Here is an 18,965-nt window from a genome sequence, read left to right as displayed (position 1 = left end):
AGTTCTTATTCTTCTATCACCACACTTTCCTTGTGCTTATTCTCTTTCTTCGCAATACTTGTTACATGCTGTACCAGTTTAATAAACTCAGCCCTGTAACCTTCTTCATCTTTTCCCAATGAACCGGTTGCCAGCTTCAGCACTTTTTCATAAGATGCATCTGCTTTGAATTCTGAATTACGCAGCAGCATTCCAAACTGTGCAACCGCACTTACGAAACGGAAATTCTCTGAAGTCTGATCAACAGGAACTTTTTCATCTGTTACCGGATGTACAATCAATTTACTTACATCTCCATCGGGTTCTTTGTAACGGAATTTGATTGTCATGATTTCATTCTTCAATTCACTCTTCTTATTCTTTGGCAGCTTCTGGTATTTTAACTCATCCACATCTTCCAGGAATTCGCTTTCCACTCCAACCGGAATAATTTCATACAGGGCAGTAACGGTATGACCGCTTCCCAATTCACCCGCATCTTTCTTATCATTGTTGAAATCTTCTTTGTTGAGCATTCGGTTTTCGTAACCCACCAGCCGATACCCCTGTACCAGTGCAGGATTGAATTCAATCTGCAGCTTTACATCTTTGGCAATGGTGAACATGGTTCCTCCAAATTCATTCACCAGTACTTTCTTTGCTTCATTCATTCCATCGATATAGGCATGATTACCATTTCCCTTGTTGGCAAGTTTCTGCATTTTATTGTCTTTGTAATTTCCCATGCCATAACCAAGTACAGTTAAGAATACACCGCTTTTACGTTCTTCTTCAATCAACCGTTCCATTGCATCATCACTGCTCATACCAACATTGAAATCACCATCCGTACAAAGGATTACACGGTTGTTACCGCCTTTCTTGAATTGTTCCTTGGCCACTTTGTATGCTAATTGAATTCCCGCTCCGCCTGCTGTTGAACCACCAGCTTCCAGTTTATCAATTGCTGCAATAATTTTTTCTTTGTTCATTCCACTTGTAGATGGTAAAACCAACCCTGCTGCACCTGCATACACTACAATGGCAACATTATCCTGTTCACGCAACTGATCAACCAATAATTTTAATGACGCTTTGACCAATGGTAGTTTATTGGGATCGCTCATAGAACCGCTCACATCAATGAGGAATACAAGGTTTGATGGAGGCAGTTTATCTGTTGCAATTTGTTTTCCCTGCAAACCAATCATCACTAATTTGTGCTGTTTATTCCAAGGACAAACACTCATTTCTGTATTAATACTGAATGGATCATTATCAACTGGCTGAGGATATTTGTATTTGAAATAGTTGATGAACTCTTCCACACGTACAGCGCCTGCCGGTGGCAGCTGTCCATAGTTAATCATGCGGCGCACATTGCTGTAAGATGCACCATCCACATCAATGGAGAAAGTAGAAAGAGGCTCATCATTTACTTTACGGAAACGATTTTCGGTAATACCATCATAATCTTCGGTATTAAAATTTTCTTCATCTTTTATATAACCTGGTGAATAATTTCGATTGATCGAAATCCCGGCCGATTTACCCTGAAGAACTGTAGCAACGGAGGCAGTCATTTCTTTTTTCTTAAGTTCTCCATACCCTGTTACAATCACTTCCTCTAATGGCTGAGTTGATGGCGATAATGAAACTGATATATAAGTGTGTTCTCTCAGCCCTACTTCTTTGGATGAGTACCCAACATAAGAAAACACTAAGGTTGCCTTACTGTTTGATACTTTCATACTGAACGCTCCTGCAGCATCTGTTGCAGTTCCGTTCTTCTTTCCTTTTTCAAAAACAGAAACACCTGCAAGCGGCGATCCGTTTTCATCTGTTACTTTACCTGAAATTGTAACAGGTTCATAAAAACCGGTGTTGATGATGGCAGCTACCAGGATAACTGCGGTGATGATGTAACGCATAAATTGTGATTTTTAAATCAGATGCAGCCACTTTCACAATTACACAACCAGCCCGAAAAATATTTTTACCTAACTTCCGCCCTCAACTGTTTTACTTGGCATTCATCCGGGAAAAAGAAAAGAACAACTATTCAGATACTGAGCTGGTACATTTTTACCGGGCGGATGGTGATTTAAACACACTTTCCATCCTCTACCAGCGCTATATGGATCTTATTTACGGTGTTTGCCTCAAGTACCTCAAAGACCCTGAGACCTCGAAGGATGCCGTGATCAATATTTACGAGGAACTGATTACCAAATTGAAACAGCATGAAGTAAGTAATTTCAAAAGCTGGCTCTATACCCTGAGCCGCAACCACTGCCTGATGCAGCTGCGCCGGGAAAAAGGCCACCATATGGTAGAAATATCCGAACAGTTTATGCAAACGGAGGAAATGCTGCATCTGGAGGGTGTAATGCAGAAGGAAGAACAACTTACAGGTATGGAAAAATGCCTGGAACAGCTTTCGGCAGAACAAAAAACCTGTGTTACCTTGTTCTATTTACAGGGGAAGTGTTATAATGATATTATGGAACAAACCGGGATTGACTGGAATAAAGTGAGAAGTAATATTCAGAATGGACGGAGAAATTTGAAACTTTGTATGGAAGAAAAAGCTGTAAGCTGATCGCTTTTAGCTGCAAGGAAAACAACGAATCAGTAAACAGAAGTAAATAGTCATTAGTAAAAGAAAAAAGATCAACTACAACGCACACGATATTGAACGTTACCTCAGCAAAAAAATGAGTACTGCTGAAATGCATGCCTTTGAACAGGCAATGATGGATGATCCGTTCCTGGATGATGCAGTTGATGGATACCGTACATCCCTTGATAAAATAAATGTACAGGCCGATCTTACAGAACTGAAAGAACGGCTGGAAGAAAAGAAACAGAAAACAGGTATTGTTATCAAAGGTTCCTTCCGCCAGTGGATGAGCATTGCTGCAGGATTGATCATTTTATTAAGTGCTTCCGTTGTGCTGTACCGCATGTTCAATCAAACAGAAATAAAAAATACAGCTCCAGTTGCTGAACTTACAAAGAAAGATACTTCATCAACTGTACAGACAGAAACTGCAGTTGATTCAAACACTGTTGCAGTAAACGACAATGCGAAGAATATTGTTACTCCTCCTGCCTCCACACCTTCTTATAAAACAGAAAGGCCGGTAAAGGATTTGGAAACAACAACAGCACCTGCAAATGAACCGGCAGTTGCAGAAACAAAACCCGCAATTGTAAAAGAACAACCTGTTGCAAGTGGAAGCGTAGCAGCTGTTCAATCAAAAGTAAATGATGACCAAACCTTGAATGAAGTAGTTGTAAAAAAGCAGGAAGAAAAAAAGAAATCCAATTTTGTTAACCTTAATAAATTCAGTGGTGTGGTGGTAGATGAAAACAATCAGCCACTTCCCTTTGCCAATATAACAGAAGTAAAATCAGGCGTAGGAACCTACGCTGATGCAAAAGGAAATTTTATCCTCGTATCATCCGATACAGTTTTGAATGTAGAAACAAAGTCAGTTGGTTATTTCAGTAACTCCCTGCAATTAAGAAGCAATCAAACACAAAAAATTGTACTGAAAGACGAATCAGTTATTGCAAATGCACCAACCCTTGATCGCTTGTATGAAAAAAATAAGGACCGCCCTTCTGCCATGAAAACAGAAGTAACTGAAATGGAGAGCGAACCGGCGGATGGGTGGAAAAACTACAGCACCTATATCGTCAACAACCTGCGTGAAGCCGATCTTAACTTAAAAAAACAGTCAACTGAGAAAAAAGAAGTGGAGGTTTCGTTTGATGTAAATCCGGATGGTTCTTTAGCCAACCTGAAAGTAGAACGTTCCAGTTGTACTACCTGTAACAACGAAGCAATCCGCATTATTAAAGAAGGACCGAAATGGAAATCAAAAACAGGTAAAAAAGAGCGTGCCAGGTTAACCATTCAGTTCTGATTCCGCTTATATAAATCTTCTGCCGCTTTCATGCACTTCCCTATCTTTGGCAACTAAATCACTTGTCAAAAATGAAACAATTTCTTTTATCAGCCATTTGCGTTGCTTCTATTCTTATGGCAGAGGCGCAACAGTTAAAAACACCTCAACCTTCAACCACTCAAACCGTTAAACAGGATTTCGGACTTGGAAGTATTGAACTTTCTTACAGCCGCCCGAATATGAAAGGCCGTAAAATTTTCGGCGACCTGGTACCTTTTGATAAAGTATGGCGCACTGGTGCCAACGGCGCAACAACCTTAACCTTTACAGATGAAGTAACTATTGGAGGAACAAAAATTCCTGCAGGTAAATATGGCTTACTCACTATTCCTTCAGCTACTGAATGGACAGTCATCATCAGCAAACAAACAGATGTTACATCGCCTTCAGCTTATAAAAAAGAAATGGATGTAGTACGTGTAATGGCAAAGCCAATGACACTCCCCTGGAGTTTTGAAACCTTTGGCATTTCAATTGAAAACATTAAAGACAACAGTTGTGAATTGATGATGGCATGGGATAAAACGTTGATTTCTTTTCCGATTACAACCGATGTTGACGGTAAAGTAATGAAGCAGATTGAAACGATGATGAAAAATGACAGTCGCCCTTACTTCAGTGCAGCTGCATATTATGCTGAAAACGGTAAAGACCTCGGTCAGGCAGTTGTTTGGTATGATAAAGCCATTGAACAAAATCCAAAAGCGTTCTGGATTTATTATCAAAAAGCAAAAGCACTTGCAAAGCAGGGAAAGAAATCTGAAGCAATGGCCGTTTCTATGAAATCAATGGAACTGGCAAAAGAAGCAAAGAATGATGATTATGTTGCTTTGAATGAAAAATTACAGAAGGATATAAAATAATAAGCCTTACAACTGAAAAAGCCTCGCAGCAAATGCTGTGAGGCTTTTTTAATGCTATGAACAAACTTATTTTACGATGGGATAACCATTTGCAATAGGCAAAACTAATCCTCCTGAAATATCAGTTGTATTAAAACGGGCAAGATAATAATAACTCAGATCGCAACAGGCAGACTGCTTATCAGTAAATCCAAAACTCATTGAATCTGTAACCACATTATTCAGGGACAGGTAATACACTGAATAATTTTTATTCACTGTAAACCCGGTTGTGGCAATACTGTCGCCGATATAATAAAACAAACGGGGAATGGTTGTGATGGCTCCGTTACTCACAGCCTTTGCAGTTATCTTCAGGTTTGCTGAATCATATACCTTGGCGGGGCCAACCAAAAGATCCTTATTGGCACTGCTTAATAACCTGAACGAAAAAGTTGGGGGTGCGATATTATCGCATTCTTCTTTTGCACAATCACCTTTACACTGAACAAATACAGCCGATACAAAGAGTACAGAGGCTGCAATTAATAGTCTATTTTTCATGCGGCGAAGGTAAGTTCATTTCCCGAAATCACACCCGTTTAAGACTTGTTAAAATTTGGATAAGCAATGAAAGAAGGATCACTGCAATTGCTCCTATAACATTCAGCCAAAGGAAAGAAATGATATCGAGGTAATACACTGAAATGACTATGATTTCCGACAGAATCGCAGCAATAAACACCGCAGTTCCTCCTACCCGCTTTAAATAAAAGGCTACAAGGAAAATACCGAGAATGGTTCCGTAAAACCAGCTTCCAAGAATATTCACTGCTTCAATTAAACTGTTGCCGAGATTATAGGCAAAGAATGCAATCAATATGCTGAATAAGCCCCAGAATAATGTGTAGATTTTTCCCCAGTTATATTCTTCCTTCTGTGTGAGTTCTTTCTTCGAAAACTTTTTATGAAAATCAATCATGGTGCAGGACGCAAGTGAGTTGAGTGCAGCTGCAATACTTCCCCATGCTGCCAGGAAGATGATGGCAATGATCAACCCAACTAGTCCTTTTGGCAAAACATCACCAACAAAACGGAGAAATATATAATTGGTATCGTTTGTATCAGCATTGGGATCAGCTTTTTTAATGATGCCCTTCATCTGTTCCCTGATCTTTTTTCCATTAGCTTCTGCCAGCTGCATTTCCGTTCTTGCAGAAGTAACAGCCAGTTCATTTTTTTCCTTCAATGCATTGGTAAGATCAAGTGCAGCTGATTTTTTTTCATCCTGCACCAATGCATAGTTGGAAGCAGCAGTTTTATATTCACCTGCAAAGCTGCTCTTCAACACCACATTTTCCTGTGACTTGTTAAAAAAAGCAGGTGCTTTAAAGAAAGAATAATACGCAAATAACAAACAGCCGATCAGCAGAATGGAAAACTGCAGCGGCACTTTTAAAAGACCGTTCATTAATAATCCTACCCTGCTTTCCTTTGTATCCTTTGCAGTAAGATATCTTCCCACCTGGCTTTGATCTGTACCAAAATAACTCAGGGCCAGAAACAAACCACCAATCAAACCGCTCCAGATATTATAACGGTCTTTCCAGTCGAATCCATTTTCTGTAACACCGGTTGTAATTACATTCAGCTTTCCACTTTTACCTGCAATATGCAACGCATCTATAAAACCGATTCCTTCAGGTAAGGAAGTTATGGCATAGTAACCGGCAACAAACATCGCAGCATAAATAATAACAAACTGCAATTGCTGTGTATAAGCAACTGCCTTTGCACCTCCTGTTACTGTATAGATGATCAGCAAACCTCCCATTAAAATATTTGTTACATAAATATCCCATCCAAGCATACTGTGCAATACAAGCGATGGAGCATAAATACTGATCCCCGTACTTAATCCTCTTGACAGTAAAAATAAAAGGAAGTAAGCGTTCTTGTTTTTTAGATCAAACCGTTTTTCTAAAAACTCGTAAGCGGTAAATAATTTCAGCTTATGAAAAATTGGGACGAATGTAATGCTCAATACAATCATTGCTAAAGGCAAGCCGAAATAGTATTGTACAAAACGCATACCATCAGTATATGCCTGTCCCGGTGCTGTTAAAAAAGTAATGGCGCTTGCCTGCGTGCCCATAATACTCAGCATCACCAGCCACCAGGGCATTTGCCGGTTGCTCAAAAAATATCCTTCGAGGTTTTTTGAAGTACGGCTTTTATACATGCCGTAAGAGATCACTCCCAGCAATGTAACAATCAATACGGTCCAGTCTGTAAGTTGAAAATTCATGCAAACTGTTGGGTGAAGAAATAAAAGAAGATGATGAGCAAAAGCAACTCGGCTGCCACGCTGATGTACCAGCCTGTCCAGTTCGTTTCTTTTTTATTTGGCAAATCGTTCATGAATGATTTTTATTTTTTTGATATCTGCTGTATTACAGCTATCAGCTGCATTGGCGTCGCACTCTTGTACTGTATTACATTTTTCAGCATGCTCAGACTGAGAAGAGTTTTATCTCCGGTCATCATCCTGTGTCTTGGGCTTCATCACATATGCAATCAAAAGACTCAACCCTATTCCCAGTAATAAACCATAAGCAATCCGTTTACTGATAAACCCGATTAACAAACCAATGCCAAGCCCTATTAATAATGTCCGTTCAATTGATGATTGTTTCTTCTCTGTGCTCATGCAATTATTTCTTTGGTTTGGCCAGCAAGTTAGCTATTAATCGATATGCACCGGGAACACCTGCCGGCAATTGCCTGAAAAATGCAACAGATGAATATACAAATCTTCCCTTACCATAATCAGCTACAATTAAACTTCCTTTTCGTTGTGGCTCACCAGCATCATTCATACCCAGTATAGAAACATAATTGCTGTCTGTATTTTCAGCTTCATATACACTCCGTTCCTGCACCCATCCATCAAAATCTTTTTCAGTAATCTTATTCGGGTAATTCAGCACAACATGATTGGGAGCAAGGAAATTCACTTTCGCATCTTCTTCTGTTACCCTGTTTCTTGAAATGGTAAACGGATAAGGCGACATCTTTGCTTTCACCGGACCAATCTGGTTGCTGGTATTATATTGAACCAATAACACACCTCCAAGCTTTACATACTGCATCAATGCATCATAGGCACTGCTTAACCACGGATGTACATTATAAGCACGAACGCCTGTAACAACTGCGTCGTATTGTTTTAAATTTTCAACAGTCAATTGCTCTTCTTTCAGAAAGTCAACTTTATATCCCAACTGCTCCAGACAGTAAGGAAGAAAATCGCCTGCTCCATTGATATATCCTATTTTCATTCCTGTAATCTTTACACCAACTTCAACAACTTTTGTAACTGCATCGGGGAAATAAGTAATAACAGGAATATGATCATATTCAATCTTACGAACCCGCTGCCTGTTAAACCTGGAAACCCCTGATGTAAAACTTGGCTGCACAAAAGTTGTTGAGCCATTTACAAACCGGTCGGGTTTTACTGCCACCTGCAGTTCATAATCCTGCCCCTTCAAAAACTGAAAATTTCCATAATCAGGTTTCAACTTCCAGCCATTAGAGGTGTTGATTGAAACAGATGCTTTTGTTTTAAGAGTTGCCTGCGGAGAAAACGTAAAGTTTGCATTTTTTGATTCGGTGTTTTTGAAAAGAAGCAATGAATTATTTGCTTTGATCAATGCCGGCGGATATACAACCAGCTTTTGATACAACTCTCCTTTTACAGCATCTGTAGACTTAAACATTACGGGTTTACTGAAAACAAAATCAGTTCCATAAACTGTTGCATAAAATAAAGCTTCATAAACAGGAGCATTTTCTGCCATGCCAATCTTTGTCTGATCATCAACTGTAAAACTTCCTGTATTCATTGGCTTAGAAATCCAGTACGGCTCGGTTTCATTTCTCTTTACCAATATCTTTCTTACAAAGTTTATACTTTGATTAGGCACTAATGCTTTCCTCAGAAAAGTATCAACAAAATATGGTTGCTCCTCCATTTCTTTTTTAAATGATTCTTGGTAAGAAATGAATTTCGCCTTTATACTGTCGGGTATTGAAAGAATAAAACTGCTGTCAATCTTTATTCTTTGTATTTCAACAGGAACATCATTGGCTCTGCTGATCACATTAAAGTTTACACGAAGACTGTCGCCCATAACAATAAACTCCTGGTTTGTACTTGCTTCCATCCACAACCCTACACATGCTTCAATCAAACTTTTTACTTCATTCAGCTTCTTAATTTTCCAGTCTCCGTCATTAATTTTTTCAATGGCTTTATATAATTCAACTAGACTTTTTACAGAAGCTGATGGATTTTGAAAAGAATACTCAGCAACAATTTTATCAATGAGTTGATTGATGGATGCACCACCTTCATAACGGCTCCAGTCAGTAACAATCCCTTCAGCAAAATCATTCTTCATCGAATCACCACCTGTAAGTGTAAAAAATTCAATCGCATTTCCACGCTGACGTGGCACACCAAAACCCTGGCTCTTGTGCTGGCTGCGGCTTTCACTGGCAATTTCACCATAACCTTTGCCCAACAATGGATTAAAAACACCCACATCAATTTTCAGCTGATCATTACTGGTTGTATTTGTGCTGCCAAAATTGAACGTATTCCACATGATGCGTTTTGCCTTCCATGGCTTTACACCATAATGAAACTGTTCTGGAAAACGATTGGGATCTGCTGCTGCATCAAATGCTTCACGGGCAAGAACTGCCGATGAAGAATGATGTCCATGCCCAGCCCTGCTGTCGGGAGGAAAACGGGTCATGATCACATCGGGTTGAAACTTACGGATCACCCAAACCACATCGCTCAATATTTTTTCCTTATCCCAGATGCGTAAGGTTTCATCTGTTGTTTTGGAAAAACCAAAATCATAAGCACGGGTAAAAAACTGTTCGGCTCCATCCATTCTTCTTGCCGATAATAATTCCTGTGTACGGATCAAGCCCAGTTCAATTCCCTGTTCATCACCAATCAGGTTCTGTCCGCCATCACCTCTTGTCATACTTAAATAACCGGTTCGGTATAAACGTTCTTTGCTGAGATATGCAAGCAGTCTTGTATTCTCATCATCAGGATGTGCAGCAATGTATAAGACACTGCCAATTACTTTCAGCTTCTTTAACCCCAGCAAAATATCAGCACTGTTCAGTGTTTGAGGGGTTTGGGAAAATGAAGTGAAAGCAAATAAAATGTAAAGAAGTGATATGAAAAATTTCTTCATGAAAAGCATTTATTAAGAACGAAGATATAGTTTGACGACAAGCTCTTCTTGCCGATGGTGTAAAAATTCCAGATAGATACACGCCTGCCCGACTTTCTTCATTCAGGCGGGGATAACACGAATAGAAACGAATTTTCGCTAAGCTGTTTTGATCAGTTAAAATCTGCATAAATCAGTTTCATCCGTGTTTCTATTTCTTACAGTGAACTTCCGAAAAACAAATAAGCCAGTAAAATGGAAGTGATGATACCAACCAGGTCGGCAATCAGCATAGCTCCAATTGCATAGCGTGTATTTTTTACTGCAACTGAACCAAAGTAAACGGCTATCACATAAAACGTAGTATCAGATGACCCCTGCAGAATACAGGCTAATCTTCCTGCAAATGAATCAGCACCAAATGTTTTCATGGTATCAATCATCATTCCCCTTGCTCCGCTTCCGCTCATGGGTTTAATTAATGCAGTTGGCAATCCATCTACAAAACGTGTATCAGTTCCAAGTGCAGCAAACAATGTCTTCATTCCATTAATGATTACATCAAATGTACCGCTGGTACGAAGCATGCTGATGGCTACCAGCATACCAACGATGTATGGAATGATACGAACACCCGTTTCAAAGCCGCCCTTAGCACCATCAACAAACGCATCAAACACATCTATTTTTTTATACAAACCACCAAGCACAATAGCAACAAAAAGAACAAGGATGATTCCATTGCTCAACTTGCCTGAAAACAATTGTGCCTGTGAAGCATTCAAACCGGTTACATATAAAACCAGTAAAGCAATGATTGCAGAAATACCAACTACCCATGCAAGAATCACCGGCTGAAATACATTGATCTTTTGTTTAAAGGAAACAACAAACATCGCAGCCATTGTTGCAGCAAACGTTGCAATCATACAGGGAATAAAAATATCGGTTGAGTTTTGTGCACCCAATCCGGATCTGAAAGCAATGATTGTTACGGGTATCAATGTTAAGCCTGATGCATGCAGGGCAAGGAACATGATCTGTGAGTTGGACGCAACTGCTTTGTTTGGATTTAATTCCTGCAGACTTTCCATTGCCTTTAACCCAAATGGTGTGGCTGCGTTATCAAGGTTCAGCAGATTAGCTGAAAAATTCATCATCATGTGACCAGTTGCAGGATGTCCTTTTAGAATTTCAGGAAATATTCTTGAAAAGAAGGGCCAAATGATTTTAGATAAAACCCTCACTCCGCCTGCTTTCTCTGCAATACTGAGAAAACCCATAAACAAAGCAAGGATACCAATAAGCGGAATAATAATATCAACAACCGCATTCTTGGCTGTTTCAATAATGCCATCAACCTTACGCACCAATTGGCGTTGTACTGAAGTATAAGTAAACAGCTTTAGTGCGGGATTTGCAGCAGTAGCAATGTTCACTGAATCAGCCTTTAAGTTGTCCGTGAGAAGAACAGAAGCTTTTTGAACTGAATCAACTTTGAAATAGCCATACTCCTTTAAGAAATCAGCATACTTGGGCGACAATTTCTGAGTAAGTGGTGATCCGACTGCATAATAAAATATGCTGTCGTATTTATCAGATGATTTGCCAACCACCATACGGTTGAAAATCTTTTCATCGCCTGAAACCATTTTAATGCCTGCCACAAGAAAAGCGATAATGATGAATGCACTCCAGATTCTGCTTAAAGCCATTAGTTATTTGAAATTTGATGTTTCAGATTTGAAATTTCTGCCTCAAGATTGTTGATTTTTACTAATCTGCCAAAAGCATCTTTTCACAACCTTCCTTTCGCTGCTAACTGCCGATGGCTTATCTTTGCGGCCTTAAAAAAAGGCCATCAGAATTGTTGCAGTACAAGTGAGTGACACAAGGAACGCTGAATAAAGAACAAAAGCCGGCAACAACATCTGACATCGTACATCTAAAATCGAACTTTAAATTATGGGTTTAAAAGCTGGAATTGTAGGGTTACCGAATGTAGGAAAATCAACTTTATTTAACGCTGTGAGCAACAGTGCCAAAGCACAGGCGAGTAATTACCGCTTTTGCACCATTGAGCCCAATGTGGGTTTGGTGGATGTTCCGGATAAACGCCTGGATAGACTGGCTGAGCTGGTAATCCCCGACCGTACAGTTCCTACGCAAATCGAAATTGTTGATATTGCTGGTTTGGTAAGAGGCGCAAGTAAAGGTGAAGGCTTGGGCAATAAGTTCCTTGCCAATATCCGTGAGGTGGATGCTATTATTCATGTGATCCGTTGTTTTGAAGATGAAAACGTTTTGCGTGAAGAAGGAGCCATTAATCCTGTAAGCGATAAGGAGATCATTGATACAGAATTACAGCTGAAAGATCTTGATACGGTAGACCGGAAAATTCAGCGTGTTGAAAAAATGGCAAAGGTTGGTGATGCAAAAGCAAAAGATGAGTTACATGCGTTGCAGAGATGTAAAGCGCACCTGGAACAAGGCAAAAGCATCCGCAGCCTGGATTTAAATTCTGCTGAACTGGACCTGATTCAGGATTCATTTTTACTTACTCAAAAGAAAGTGGTTTATGTAGCCAATGTTGACGAAGCCAGTATGCATGTTGGTAATAAATATTCACAGGCCCTGATTGAATCAGTGAAGGACGAAGATGCAGATGTGATAGTGATGAACAATAATATTGAAGCACAGATCAGTGAAATGGAAGATCCTGATGATAAGCAGTTATTCATGGATGAATACAAGATGATTGAGCCTGCACTTGACCGTTTGATCCACAGCACCTATCATTTACTGGGCCTGCAGACCTACTTTACTGCCGGTGTGCAGGAAGTAAGAGCATGGACCTTCCACAAAGGATGGAAAGCCCCGCAGTGCGCTGCTGTAATTCATACAGACTTTGAAAAAGGATTCATTAAAGCTGAAGTAATTGGTTATGATGATTACCTCACGTATAAAACAGAAGCTGCCTGTCGTGAAGCCGGTAAATTAAAGATTGAAGGAAAAGAATATGTTGTGAAAGATGGCGATGTGATGCATTTCAGGTTTAATGTATAAATAAGCACAACTCTACAGGTAGTCGGTAAACTTTTTATAAAACCGGTTCCAGTAATTTTTTTCAGTTATCAATTCTCGTTTGTTGAGTTGGTTAACGGGCCTGATGCGCAGGACGAATTGCTTTTCGGTTGCAAATTTCTGCAGCAGCTTAAAGCAGTAAGTATAGTTTTGAATACATCCCCGGTGAGTGCCCTGCCATTAGCCTGCAAACGGCGGCCGGTTTTACAATCTTTGATAAAACGTTCAAACAGGGGTAATAATTCCAGTTCTTTTTGTTGTTTTTAACGGACATACATTGAAATTTTAGATGTATAAAATAGGCCATTTTATACAATATTTGGTATAAATTGAGCTGGAAACAGTTCTTTGAAAAGCAAGCCCTGCATGGCTTGCGAAAGAAATGATTACTATCCCTTTGGGATGATGATGCCGGGAAGAAAGTATGATGCAGGAAACCTTTACAGGTATGGGTTTAATGGCAAGGAGAATGATAATGAGGTAAAGGGTGAAGCTAACCAGCAGGATTATGGAATGAGGATTTATGATCCGAGGTTGGGTAAGTTTTTGAGTGTGGATCCGTTAAGTACGAGTTACCCTTGGTATACTCCCTATCAATTTGCAGGAAATAAACCGATTTGGTTTATTGACCTAGATGGTGCTGAGGAAGCGAGGAGTAGTACAGGTTTTCGGTTTTTCCCATTTCTAGTTTCGAGAAAATCGCCAACACCAGCACATATTATGCAAAGAGATATGCTGGACAAGTATCAAAAATTCGAGAAATCAAGAGCTGGAAAATTCACGAATGGACTAGGAAATACGGTTACAGGACTCGGTGGAACTATTGGCTCAATTACATACATGTCTGAAACACTAGGAGCCGGAGCTGCCTTTGGTGGGGTAATTGCTCTGCAATTTTCACTTGGAGAAATGTCAATTGGTATTGCCCAAATGGTAGATGCAATTGCGAATAAGAAGCCTAATGATATTTTGCACAATTCCAACTCTATTCCAGGCTTAATTGCATATGGAAAGGGAAATGAGCATGCTCCGTTTTTTGACGCATTGGGCCAAATGACACCTACCTTTGCAGCATATGGATCATTTAAGGCTTTAGTTAAGAGTGGCTTAGGAGTAATTGATGCAGCAACAACATTAAATAATACTCCTAGTGTAATGTCAGCAATATCTTTACTTGATCAAATTAGCGACACAAAAGGATTTTTACTTTAATCATTTTCATTGATGAATCGGAAATCGAATGGAAAAATGATTCAAGTTCTAAGTTATACTTTTTCGTATGTGGTTAAAAAGGGAGAGACTCTGAGTGAATTAGCAACAAAATTTGGAACAAGTGTAGATGAGGTGCAGAAACAAAACAATATTAAAGATGCTAATACAATAAGCGAAGGCCAGAAAATTAAATTTAGGCAAACTGTTTATGGAGGAGGAAGTTATGGTGGAGGCGGTGCTGGTGGGGACACAGGGAATAGTAATTAATGTTTGTTAAAACTATATTTTACGAAGGGAATGATTATACTTAAAACACGGATAAGTTACTATCAAAGAATGATTAGATTAATAATAATCATGTTTGTTTCATTTACTACGATCCTACTCTTTGATGTTTCTAGCATCTTATTGTTAAGTTGTTTTTTTTTGGTCATAACGGTCGCTTTATTAGGGAAAAATTATTTTGAATACATTGTTGTTAATGACAAGACTGTTAAAATTAGAAGAAGAAACTTATTGAAAGTATCCGAGTTTACACTAGATACCTCGACAATTAACTTTGAGCTAAAGCAAACAGCGAGTTATAGAGGTGGACGTTTTTTTTTACTGGAAATTAGGATTAAAAAGCAATTAAAATTTACTATCGATAGCCGTGATGGTTTCAAAGAAGCTGAATTAGTATCTTTTTTTAAAGAAGTACGCAACCTTAGAGATGTCATATAACGTTGCATTCTTCCGTACAGTCCAAGAATGCCGGGTCTATAAATATAGTAAGTCTGGCGCAGGAATGAGGCGTAGCAAAGTGTTTTGGCTTCCTGTGCCTGAATATGTTGGTGGAGTCATAAAAACGTTGCTGGAAAAAAGGGGTTTATCTTTTTATTGTTTCACTCGGCGGGGAAGGAATTTACAATTTATATCATCACCATTCGAGTATTCAATAGTAACTTCTTTAAACCCTTTCTTAGTTGACAAAACGATCTGTTTTATATAAGTATAACGCTTACATTCTTAGTAAGATGCTTAAAATAGAAAGTATATTCTAAGTCTGGCGCAGGAATGAGGCGTAGCAAAGTGTGTTGGCTTCCTGTGCCTGAATATAGGGCTGCTTAAATCTATACTCCTTCCTTAAAAGAATTTTTATATTTATGAGATTATGAGCCGTAAATATAAATTTGAAGATCAACAGCAGCTTTATTTTATAACCTATGCTGTTGTGGATTGGATAGATTTGTTTACACGTAATGAATACAAAGACATCCTTTTAAAAAGCTGGCAACACTGCTGCGAACAAAAAGGACTTGAAGTTTATGCATGGGTGATTATGACCAATCATGTGCATATGATCATTGGCAGTAATAAAAATCCTTGCAAGGCACAGGAAGCCAAGGCACAAAACCCTCGCCTCATTCCTGCGCCAGACCTACTATTATTTAACCATTATATACTTGCGCCATTAGGGGGGAAGGAATCTTTCATATTTAAGCAGATATTTTAACTGCAAAATTATTTTTTGATTTCTGTTTTAATAATGAAAAAACTATCAATAATTCTTCTTGTGAAATTTGTGACAACTGAGTGAAAGAGGTATTGCTTTTTAAATTCACTTTGATTGTATTATTTACAATAATGAAACCAGGAAGTATTAAAGAGAGGTACTGATAATTTAAGAAATCTCTCTTCCTTAGTTTTCCCTCTAACTCGATAGAGTCAATTTCTGAATATTTATACTTTTTACTCCGCTTAAAAAAAGGTATCAAATGAGTATTTTCAAAAACTATATTATCATTAGTGACTTCAATTTTTTCATAAAACCCTGTGATCCAAAATAAAAATACTAGCAATATAATTAATCCACTGAATAACGGTCTGTTCAAATTATAATTATAAGTTGAAATGACCAGCGTAGTAAAGCATAATAAGTAAGAAATTATTGCCTTTGCTTTACTAAATCTTGAAGTAAATATCATGTTCCCTTCCTTAAATTTTTTCATTTCTTTTTAATCCTTTTTAAAAAGTGTGTGATCTATAGGCGCAGGAGTTGGATCCAAAGAAGGATTGCTAGTTTGAGTTCCTGTACTTAATTGATTACCCATCATAAAATAAAATAATAAGCTAGAAACGGTTTTCGTAATTAAATCCTTGGTTGCAATTGATTTTTTTGCTGTTTTTACCTGATCTAATGTTGTTGAAGGAGCAGATGTCGGTGTAAGGACAAACCCAATAGTCATATAAGTAGACCGAGCTATAAAACTAGCTAAACCTGTTGCTACACCAGAAAGCTTAAGAGAGTTTTCGACTCCTTTTTGTATAACAAATTCTCCTCCATTTTCAATTGCTTGAAGAGTTAACTCCCTATAATCTTGATTTATAATATTCTTGACGACCTCAGCGCCCTCTAAACTATTTTTTAAGAAAACCATCTTTCCTGTAGCCTCTGAATAACTATCAAATACAGGTTTAACAGACTCAAAAGCATCTTTAATTATCTCAACCTTTAAAAACTTTTCGTTTCCAAACAACTTAAAATAGTCGACATCTGTAACGGAAGTTTGAGTGACGATGTTTTGGCCGAATACATTTTTTGAAATTGACTCAGTATAATTAAAAGTAATAAATTCATTTATTGTATTAAAATAATATCACTTTTTCTTCAGGTGTAAGCATGTCTGAATAAAGTGTAGATGGGACTTTCAATTTTGGCAATAACCAATTAATGACTTCTAATCTTGTCTGTGCCTCCCGTGCACCGGCACTTATTCCACCTTTATCAGGCACTGTATTGTTTATTTGTGAGGTTTTATTTGAAAAAATAGTAACTTTTGATTCTGCCCCATCTATGTCAATAGATGCGATCGAGAATTTGAAGCAAATTGATATGGAGTATAAAAAGCGAATTTTATTGCCATTGGATCCATACTCAAAAACCTCCCAACCTTCCATCATAAATCCTCATTCCATAATCCTGCTGGTTAGCTTCACCCTTTACCTCATTATCATTCTCCTTGCCATTAAACCCATACCTGTAAAGGTTTCCTGCATCATACTTTCTTCCCGGCATCATCATCCCAAAGGGATAGTAATCATTCTGTGAAAGAACTTCAGCCACATAGTATGCTACTGTGGTATCATTTAAAGCTACGCCAATCTTTTTATCGCTGATAACACTCAGCACATTACCCAAGTGGTTACTCAGTTCGTAACTCATGCTGCCGGGTAAAATACTGTCGTACACTTTTGTATAATTGCTGCCACCCAGCCATTGGGGTACAGGAGCAGTGGCGGGTATGGCCTTACCCCATGTGTACATACCAAGGCGGCTGCTTCCGTAAACATGCTGTTCATTCAGTTTCAAACCGGCGGCTGCACTGTCGGCATATACACTCATGGTATTGCCCTGTGCATCCCTAACATAAAATGTATTAACAGCCCCCCCACCCCCCGAAGGGGGGATTACATTCTTAACAACCCTGTTACCGGTTGCATCATAATCATATTTAATTACAGTTCCGTTTGTTTTCGTTATCTGCTGTATTTTTCCATATACTGTCCAGCTTATATTATCTATTCCTTCTTTTACATCTTTAGTTAAATTGCCAATGGCATCGTAGGTATAATTCAGCGTGTCCTGGTTGTCGATATCTTCTGTGTAATTGGTTGCAGTTACTGCATCGCTTACATGATCGAGCTTGTTACTGCCGGGCAGGTAACGGTAGCTAAGGTTATCCATCGCCAATGGCTTACCCCCTGCTGTTGTTCCGTTACGGAAATAGGTTAAAATATATCCATTGGCATCGTAAGCAATTTCTTCTTTATAATCCTGTACAATACTGCTGTTGCTCCAGGTGCTTGCATTGTTGGCAATGGCTGTATGCTGGTTCATTTTTTTAATACGGTTCAGCTGGTCGTACTGGTAACTGTAACCGGTTATTGCACCGTTATTGATTTTTGAAAGGGCAAGGGTGGTCTGTGGCCAATATTACTTAACAAAAAAATCCCCCGGGAAAACCCAGGGGAATATAGTTTGTACTGAATGGCTCTTTACGAGAAAGTTCAGCTCTCTTTTTTTGCGTATTTTTTCTTGAATTTATCGATACGTCCTGCAGTATCAACCAGGATGTTTGTACCTGTAAAGAACGGGTGCGACATGCTTGAAATTTCCAATTTAATGAGGGGGTATTCGTTACCATCTTCCCACTTTACTGATTCCTTTGAAGGAGCAGTAGAACGGGTTAAGAATGAATAGCCATTACTCATGTCTTTAAACACTACAAAACGATAATTCTTTGGATGAAGCTCTTTTTTCATAATTCCTGGGAGTTTTCAGCACGGATCAGCCGTGCATTTTTTTAAAACAAAGCGCAAATTTAGGGGTAAATCCTGTTTCGGCAAAATGAAATTTGATCTTATTTACCCGGCTTTCGTCGAGGGAGGGCAAAAAAAGAAGCACCAAATTATTCTTTATAATCGCTTTCGCTTTTATACTTACTAACCCAGTGCTTCCCGGATTCAGCAATTATCTTTTGAGGGACTTTCGCTGCTCCACCACCTTCTTTCTTATTTCTAAGTTTTCCAGTGATTTTGTACATTAAATCTACTATCAGAATACC

18 protein-coding genes are annotated in these 18,965 nt (G+C 38.7%); 7 read left to right on the top strand and 11 right to left on the bottom strand.

The window, feature by feature from the left end:
* Positions 1-5: 5 nt before the first annotated feature.
* Positions 6-1,910, bottom strand: coding sequence for a von Willebrand factor type A domain-containing protein (locus IPK31_15920; protein MBK8089302.1), 1,905 nt, complete (start codon positions 1,908-1,910; stop codon positions 6-8).
* Between the two features lie 95 nt (positions 1,911-2,005).
* On the opposite strand from IPK31_15920, the gene IPK31_15915 reads away from it, so the two are divergent.
* The 3 genes from IPK31_15915 to IPK31_15905 all read left to right on the top strand — a co-directional run bounded on the left by IPK31_15915 (position 2,006) and on the right by IPK31_15905 (position 4,819).
* Positions 2,006-2,581, top strand: a complete 576-nt coding sequence (locus IPK31_15915; protein ID MBK8089301.1) for a sigma-70 family RNA polymerase sigma factor — start codon at positions 2,006-2,008, stop codon at positions 2,579-2,581.
* Positions 2,582-2,696: 115 nt separating this feature from the next.
* On the top strand, positions 2,697-3,914 hold the full coding sequence (locus tag IPK31_15910; GenBank protein MBK8089300.1) for a carboxypeptidase-like regulatory domain-containing protein: 1,218 nt from the start codon (positions 2,697-2,699) through the stop codon (positions 3,912-3,914).
* Between the two features lie 71 nt (positions 3,915-3,985).
* Positions 3,986-4,819, top strand: a complete 834-nt coding sequence (locus IPK31_15905) for a DUF2911 domain-containing protein (GenBank protein ID MBK8089299.1) — start codon at positions 3,986-3,988, stop codon at positions 4,817-4,819.
* 66 nt (positions 4,820-4,885) lie between these two features.
* Here IPK31_15905 and IPK31_15900 read toward each other — a convergent pair whose 3' ends face one another.
* From IPK31_15900 to IPK31_15880, 5 genes are all read right to left on the bottom strand, one after another.
* Positions 4,886-5,362, bottom strand: a complete 477-nt coding sequence (locus IPK31_15900; GenBank protein MBK8089298.1) for a hypothetical protein — start codon at positions 5,360-5,362, stop codon at positions 4,886-4,888.
* Between the two features lie 28 nt (positions 5,363-5,390).
* Entirely contained in the window at positions 5,391-7,106 is a 1,716-nt protein-coding gene (locus IPK31_15895; GenBank protein ID MBK8089297.1) for a sodium:solute symporter, read from the bottom strand.
* Between the two features lie 222 nt (positions 7,107-7,328).
* Entirely contained in the window at positions 7,329-7,508 is a 180-nt protein-coding gene (locus IPK31_15890) for a hypothetical protein (protein ID MBK8089296.1), read from the bottom strand.
* A 4-nt stretch (positions 7,509-7,512) separates the two neighbouring features.
* Positions 7,513-10,083: a PIG-L family deacetylase gene (locus IPK31_15885; protein ID MBK8089295.1), complete on the bottom strand. Its 2,571-nt coding sequence runs from the start codon at positions 10,081-10,083 to the stop codon at positions 7,513-7,515.
* 197 nt (positions 10,084-10,280) lie between these two features.
* Positions 10,281-11,777: a spore maturation protein gene (locus IPK31_15880; protein ID MBK8089294.1), complete on the bottom strand. Its 1,497-nt coding sequence runs from the start codon at positions 11,775-11,777 to the stop codon at positions 10,281-10,283.
* 250 nt (positions 11,778-12,027) lie between these two features.
* On the opposite strand from IPK31_15880, the gene ychF reads away from it, so the two are divergent.
* The 4 genes from ychF to IPK31_15860 all read left to right on the top strand — a co-directional run bounded on the left by ychF (position 12,028) and on the right by IPK31_15860 (position 15,853).
* Positions 12,028-13,128, top strand: coding sequence for a redox-regulated ATPase YchF (gene ychF, locus IPK31_15875; GenBank protein ID MBK8089293.1), 1,101 nt, complete (start codon positions 12,028-12,030; stop codon positions 13,126-13,128).
* A 384-nt stretch (positions 13,129-13,512) separates the two neighbouring features.
* Positions 13,513-14,358: a hypothetical protein gene (locus tag IPK31_15870; protein ID MBK8089292.1), complete on the top strand. Its 846-nt coding sequence runs from the start codon at positions 13,513-13,515 to the stop codon at positions 14,356-14,358.
* Between the two features lie 12 nt (positions 14,359-14,370).
* The gene (locus IPK31_15865) at positions 14,371-14,625 is read left to right on the top strand and encodes a LysM peptidoglycan-binding domain-containing protein (protein ID MBK8089291.1); all 255 of its coding nucleotides are present in this window, start codon (positions 14,371-14,373) and stop codon (positions 14,623-14,625) included.
* 886 nt (positions 14,626-15,511) lie between these two features.
* Positions 15,512-15,853, top strand: coding sequence for a transposase (locus IPK31_15860; protein ID MBK8089290.1), 342 nt, complete (start codon positions 15,512-15,514; stop codon positions 15,851-15,853).
* On the opposite strand, the gene IPK31_15855 is transcribed toward IPK31_15860, so the two are convergent.
* The 5 genes from IPK31_15855 to IPK31_15835 form a co-directional block, all read right to left on the bottom strand.
* A complete protein-coding gene (locus IPK31_15855) occupies positions 15,837-16,349 on the bottom strand; it encodes a hypothetical protein (protein MBK8089289.1) in 513 nt (170 codons plus the stop codon). The genes IPK31_15860 and IPK31_15855 overlap by 17 nt on opposite strands.
* A gap of 6 nt (positions 16,350-16,355) precedes the next feature.
* A complete protein-coding gene (locus IPK31_15850) occupies positions 16,356-16,877 on the bottom strand; it encodes a hypothetical protein (GenBank protein MBK8089288.1) in 522 nt (173 codons plus the stop codon).
* Between the two features lie 109 nt (positions 16,878-16,986).
* Positions 16,987-17,301: a hypothetical protein gene (locus IPK31_15845; GenBank protein ID MBK8089287.1), complete on the bottom strand. Its 315-nt coding sequence runs from the start codon at positions 17,299-17,301 to the stop codon at positions 16,987-16,989.
* Entirely contained in the window at positions 17,276-18,238 is a 963-nt protein-coding gene (locus tag IPK31_15840) for a hypothetical protein (protein ID MBK8089286.1), read from the bottom strand. The genes IPK31_15845 and IPK31_15840 overlap by 26 nt, the downstream gene beginning before the upstream one ends.
* A 170-nt stretch (positions 18,239-18,408) precedes the next feature.
* Entirely contained in the window at positions 18,409-18,663 is a 255-nt protein-coding gene (locus IPK31_15835) for a type B 50S ribosomal protein L31 (GenBank protein MBK8089285.1), read from the bottom strand.
* Positions 18,664-18,965 lie beyond the last annotated feature (302 nt).

The organism is Chitinophagaceae bacterium (assembly GCA_016713085.1).
Taxonomy (GTDB): Bacteria; Bacteroidota; Bacteroidia; order Chitinophagales; family Chitinophagaceae; genus Lacibacter.
The sequence above is the reverse complement of the archived record's forward strand: the minus strand, read 5'-3'. Positions and strand labels throughout refer to the sequence as shown.

Coding starts and splice junctions, on each gene's coding strand:
- IPK31_15920 (MBK8089302.1), bottom strand. CDS start 1,910: ATGCGTTACATCATCACCGCAGTTATCCTGGTAGCTGCCATCATCAAC.
- IPK31_15910 (MBK8089300.1), top strand. CDS start 2,697: ATGAGTACTGCTGAAATGCATGCCTTTGAACAGGCAATGATGGATGAT.
- IPK31_15905 (MBK8089299.1), top strand. CDS start 3,986: ATGAAACAATTTCTTTTATCAGCCATTTGCGTTGCTTCTATTCTTATG.
- IPK31_15900 (MBK8089298.1), bottom strand. CDS start 5,362: ATGAAAAATAGACTATTAATTGCAGCCTCTGTACTCTTTGTATCGGCT.
- IPK31_15895 (MBK8089297.1), bottom strand. CDS start 7,106: ATGAATTTTCAACTTACAGACTGGACCGTATTGATTGTTACATTGCTG.
- IPK31_15890 (MBK8089296.1), bottom strand. CDS start 7,508: ATGAGCACAGAGAAGAAACAATCATCAATTGAACGGACATTATTAATA.
- IPK31_15885 (MBK8089295.1), bottom strand. CDS start 10,083: ATGAAGAAATTTTTCATATCACTTCTTTACATTTTATTTGCTTTCACT.
- IPK31_15880 (MBK8089294.1), bottom strand. CDS start 11,777: ATGGCTTTAAGCAGAATCTGGAGTGCATTCATCATTATCGCTTTTCTT.
- ychF (MBK8089293.1), top strand. CDS start 12,028: ATGGGTTTAAAAGCTGGAATTGTAGGGTTACCGAATGTAGGAAAATCA.
- IPK31_15870 (MBK8089292.1), top strand. CDS start 13,513: ATGGCTTGCGAAAGAAATGATTACTATCCCTTTGGGATGATGATGCCG.
- IPK31_15865 (MBK8089291.1), top strand. CDS start 14,371: ATGAATCGGAAATCGAATGGAAAAATGATTCAAGTTCTAAGTTATACT.
- IPK31_15860 (MBK8089290.1), top strand. CDS start 15,512: ATGAGCCGTAAATATAAATTTGAAGATCAACAGCAGCTTTATTTTATA.
- IPK31_15855 (MBK8089289.1), bottom strand. CDS start 16,349: ATGAAAAAATTTAAGGAAGGGAACATGATATTTACTTCAAGATTTAGT.
- IPK31_15845 (MBK8089287.1), bottom strand. CDS start 17,301: ATGATGGAAGGTTGGGAGGTTTTTGAGTATGGATCCAATGGCAATAAA.
- IPK31_15840 (MBK8089286.1), bottom strand. CDS start 18,238: ATGAACCAGCATACAGCCATTGCCAACAATGCAAGCACCTGGAGCAAC.
- IPK31_15835 (MBK8089285.1), bottom strand. CDS start 18,663: ATGAAAAAAGAGCTTCATCCAAAGAATTATCGTTTTGTAGTGTTTAAA.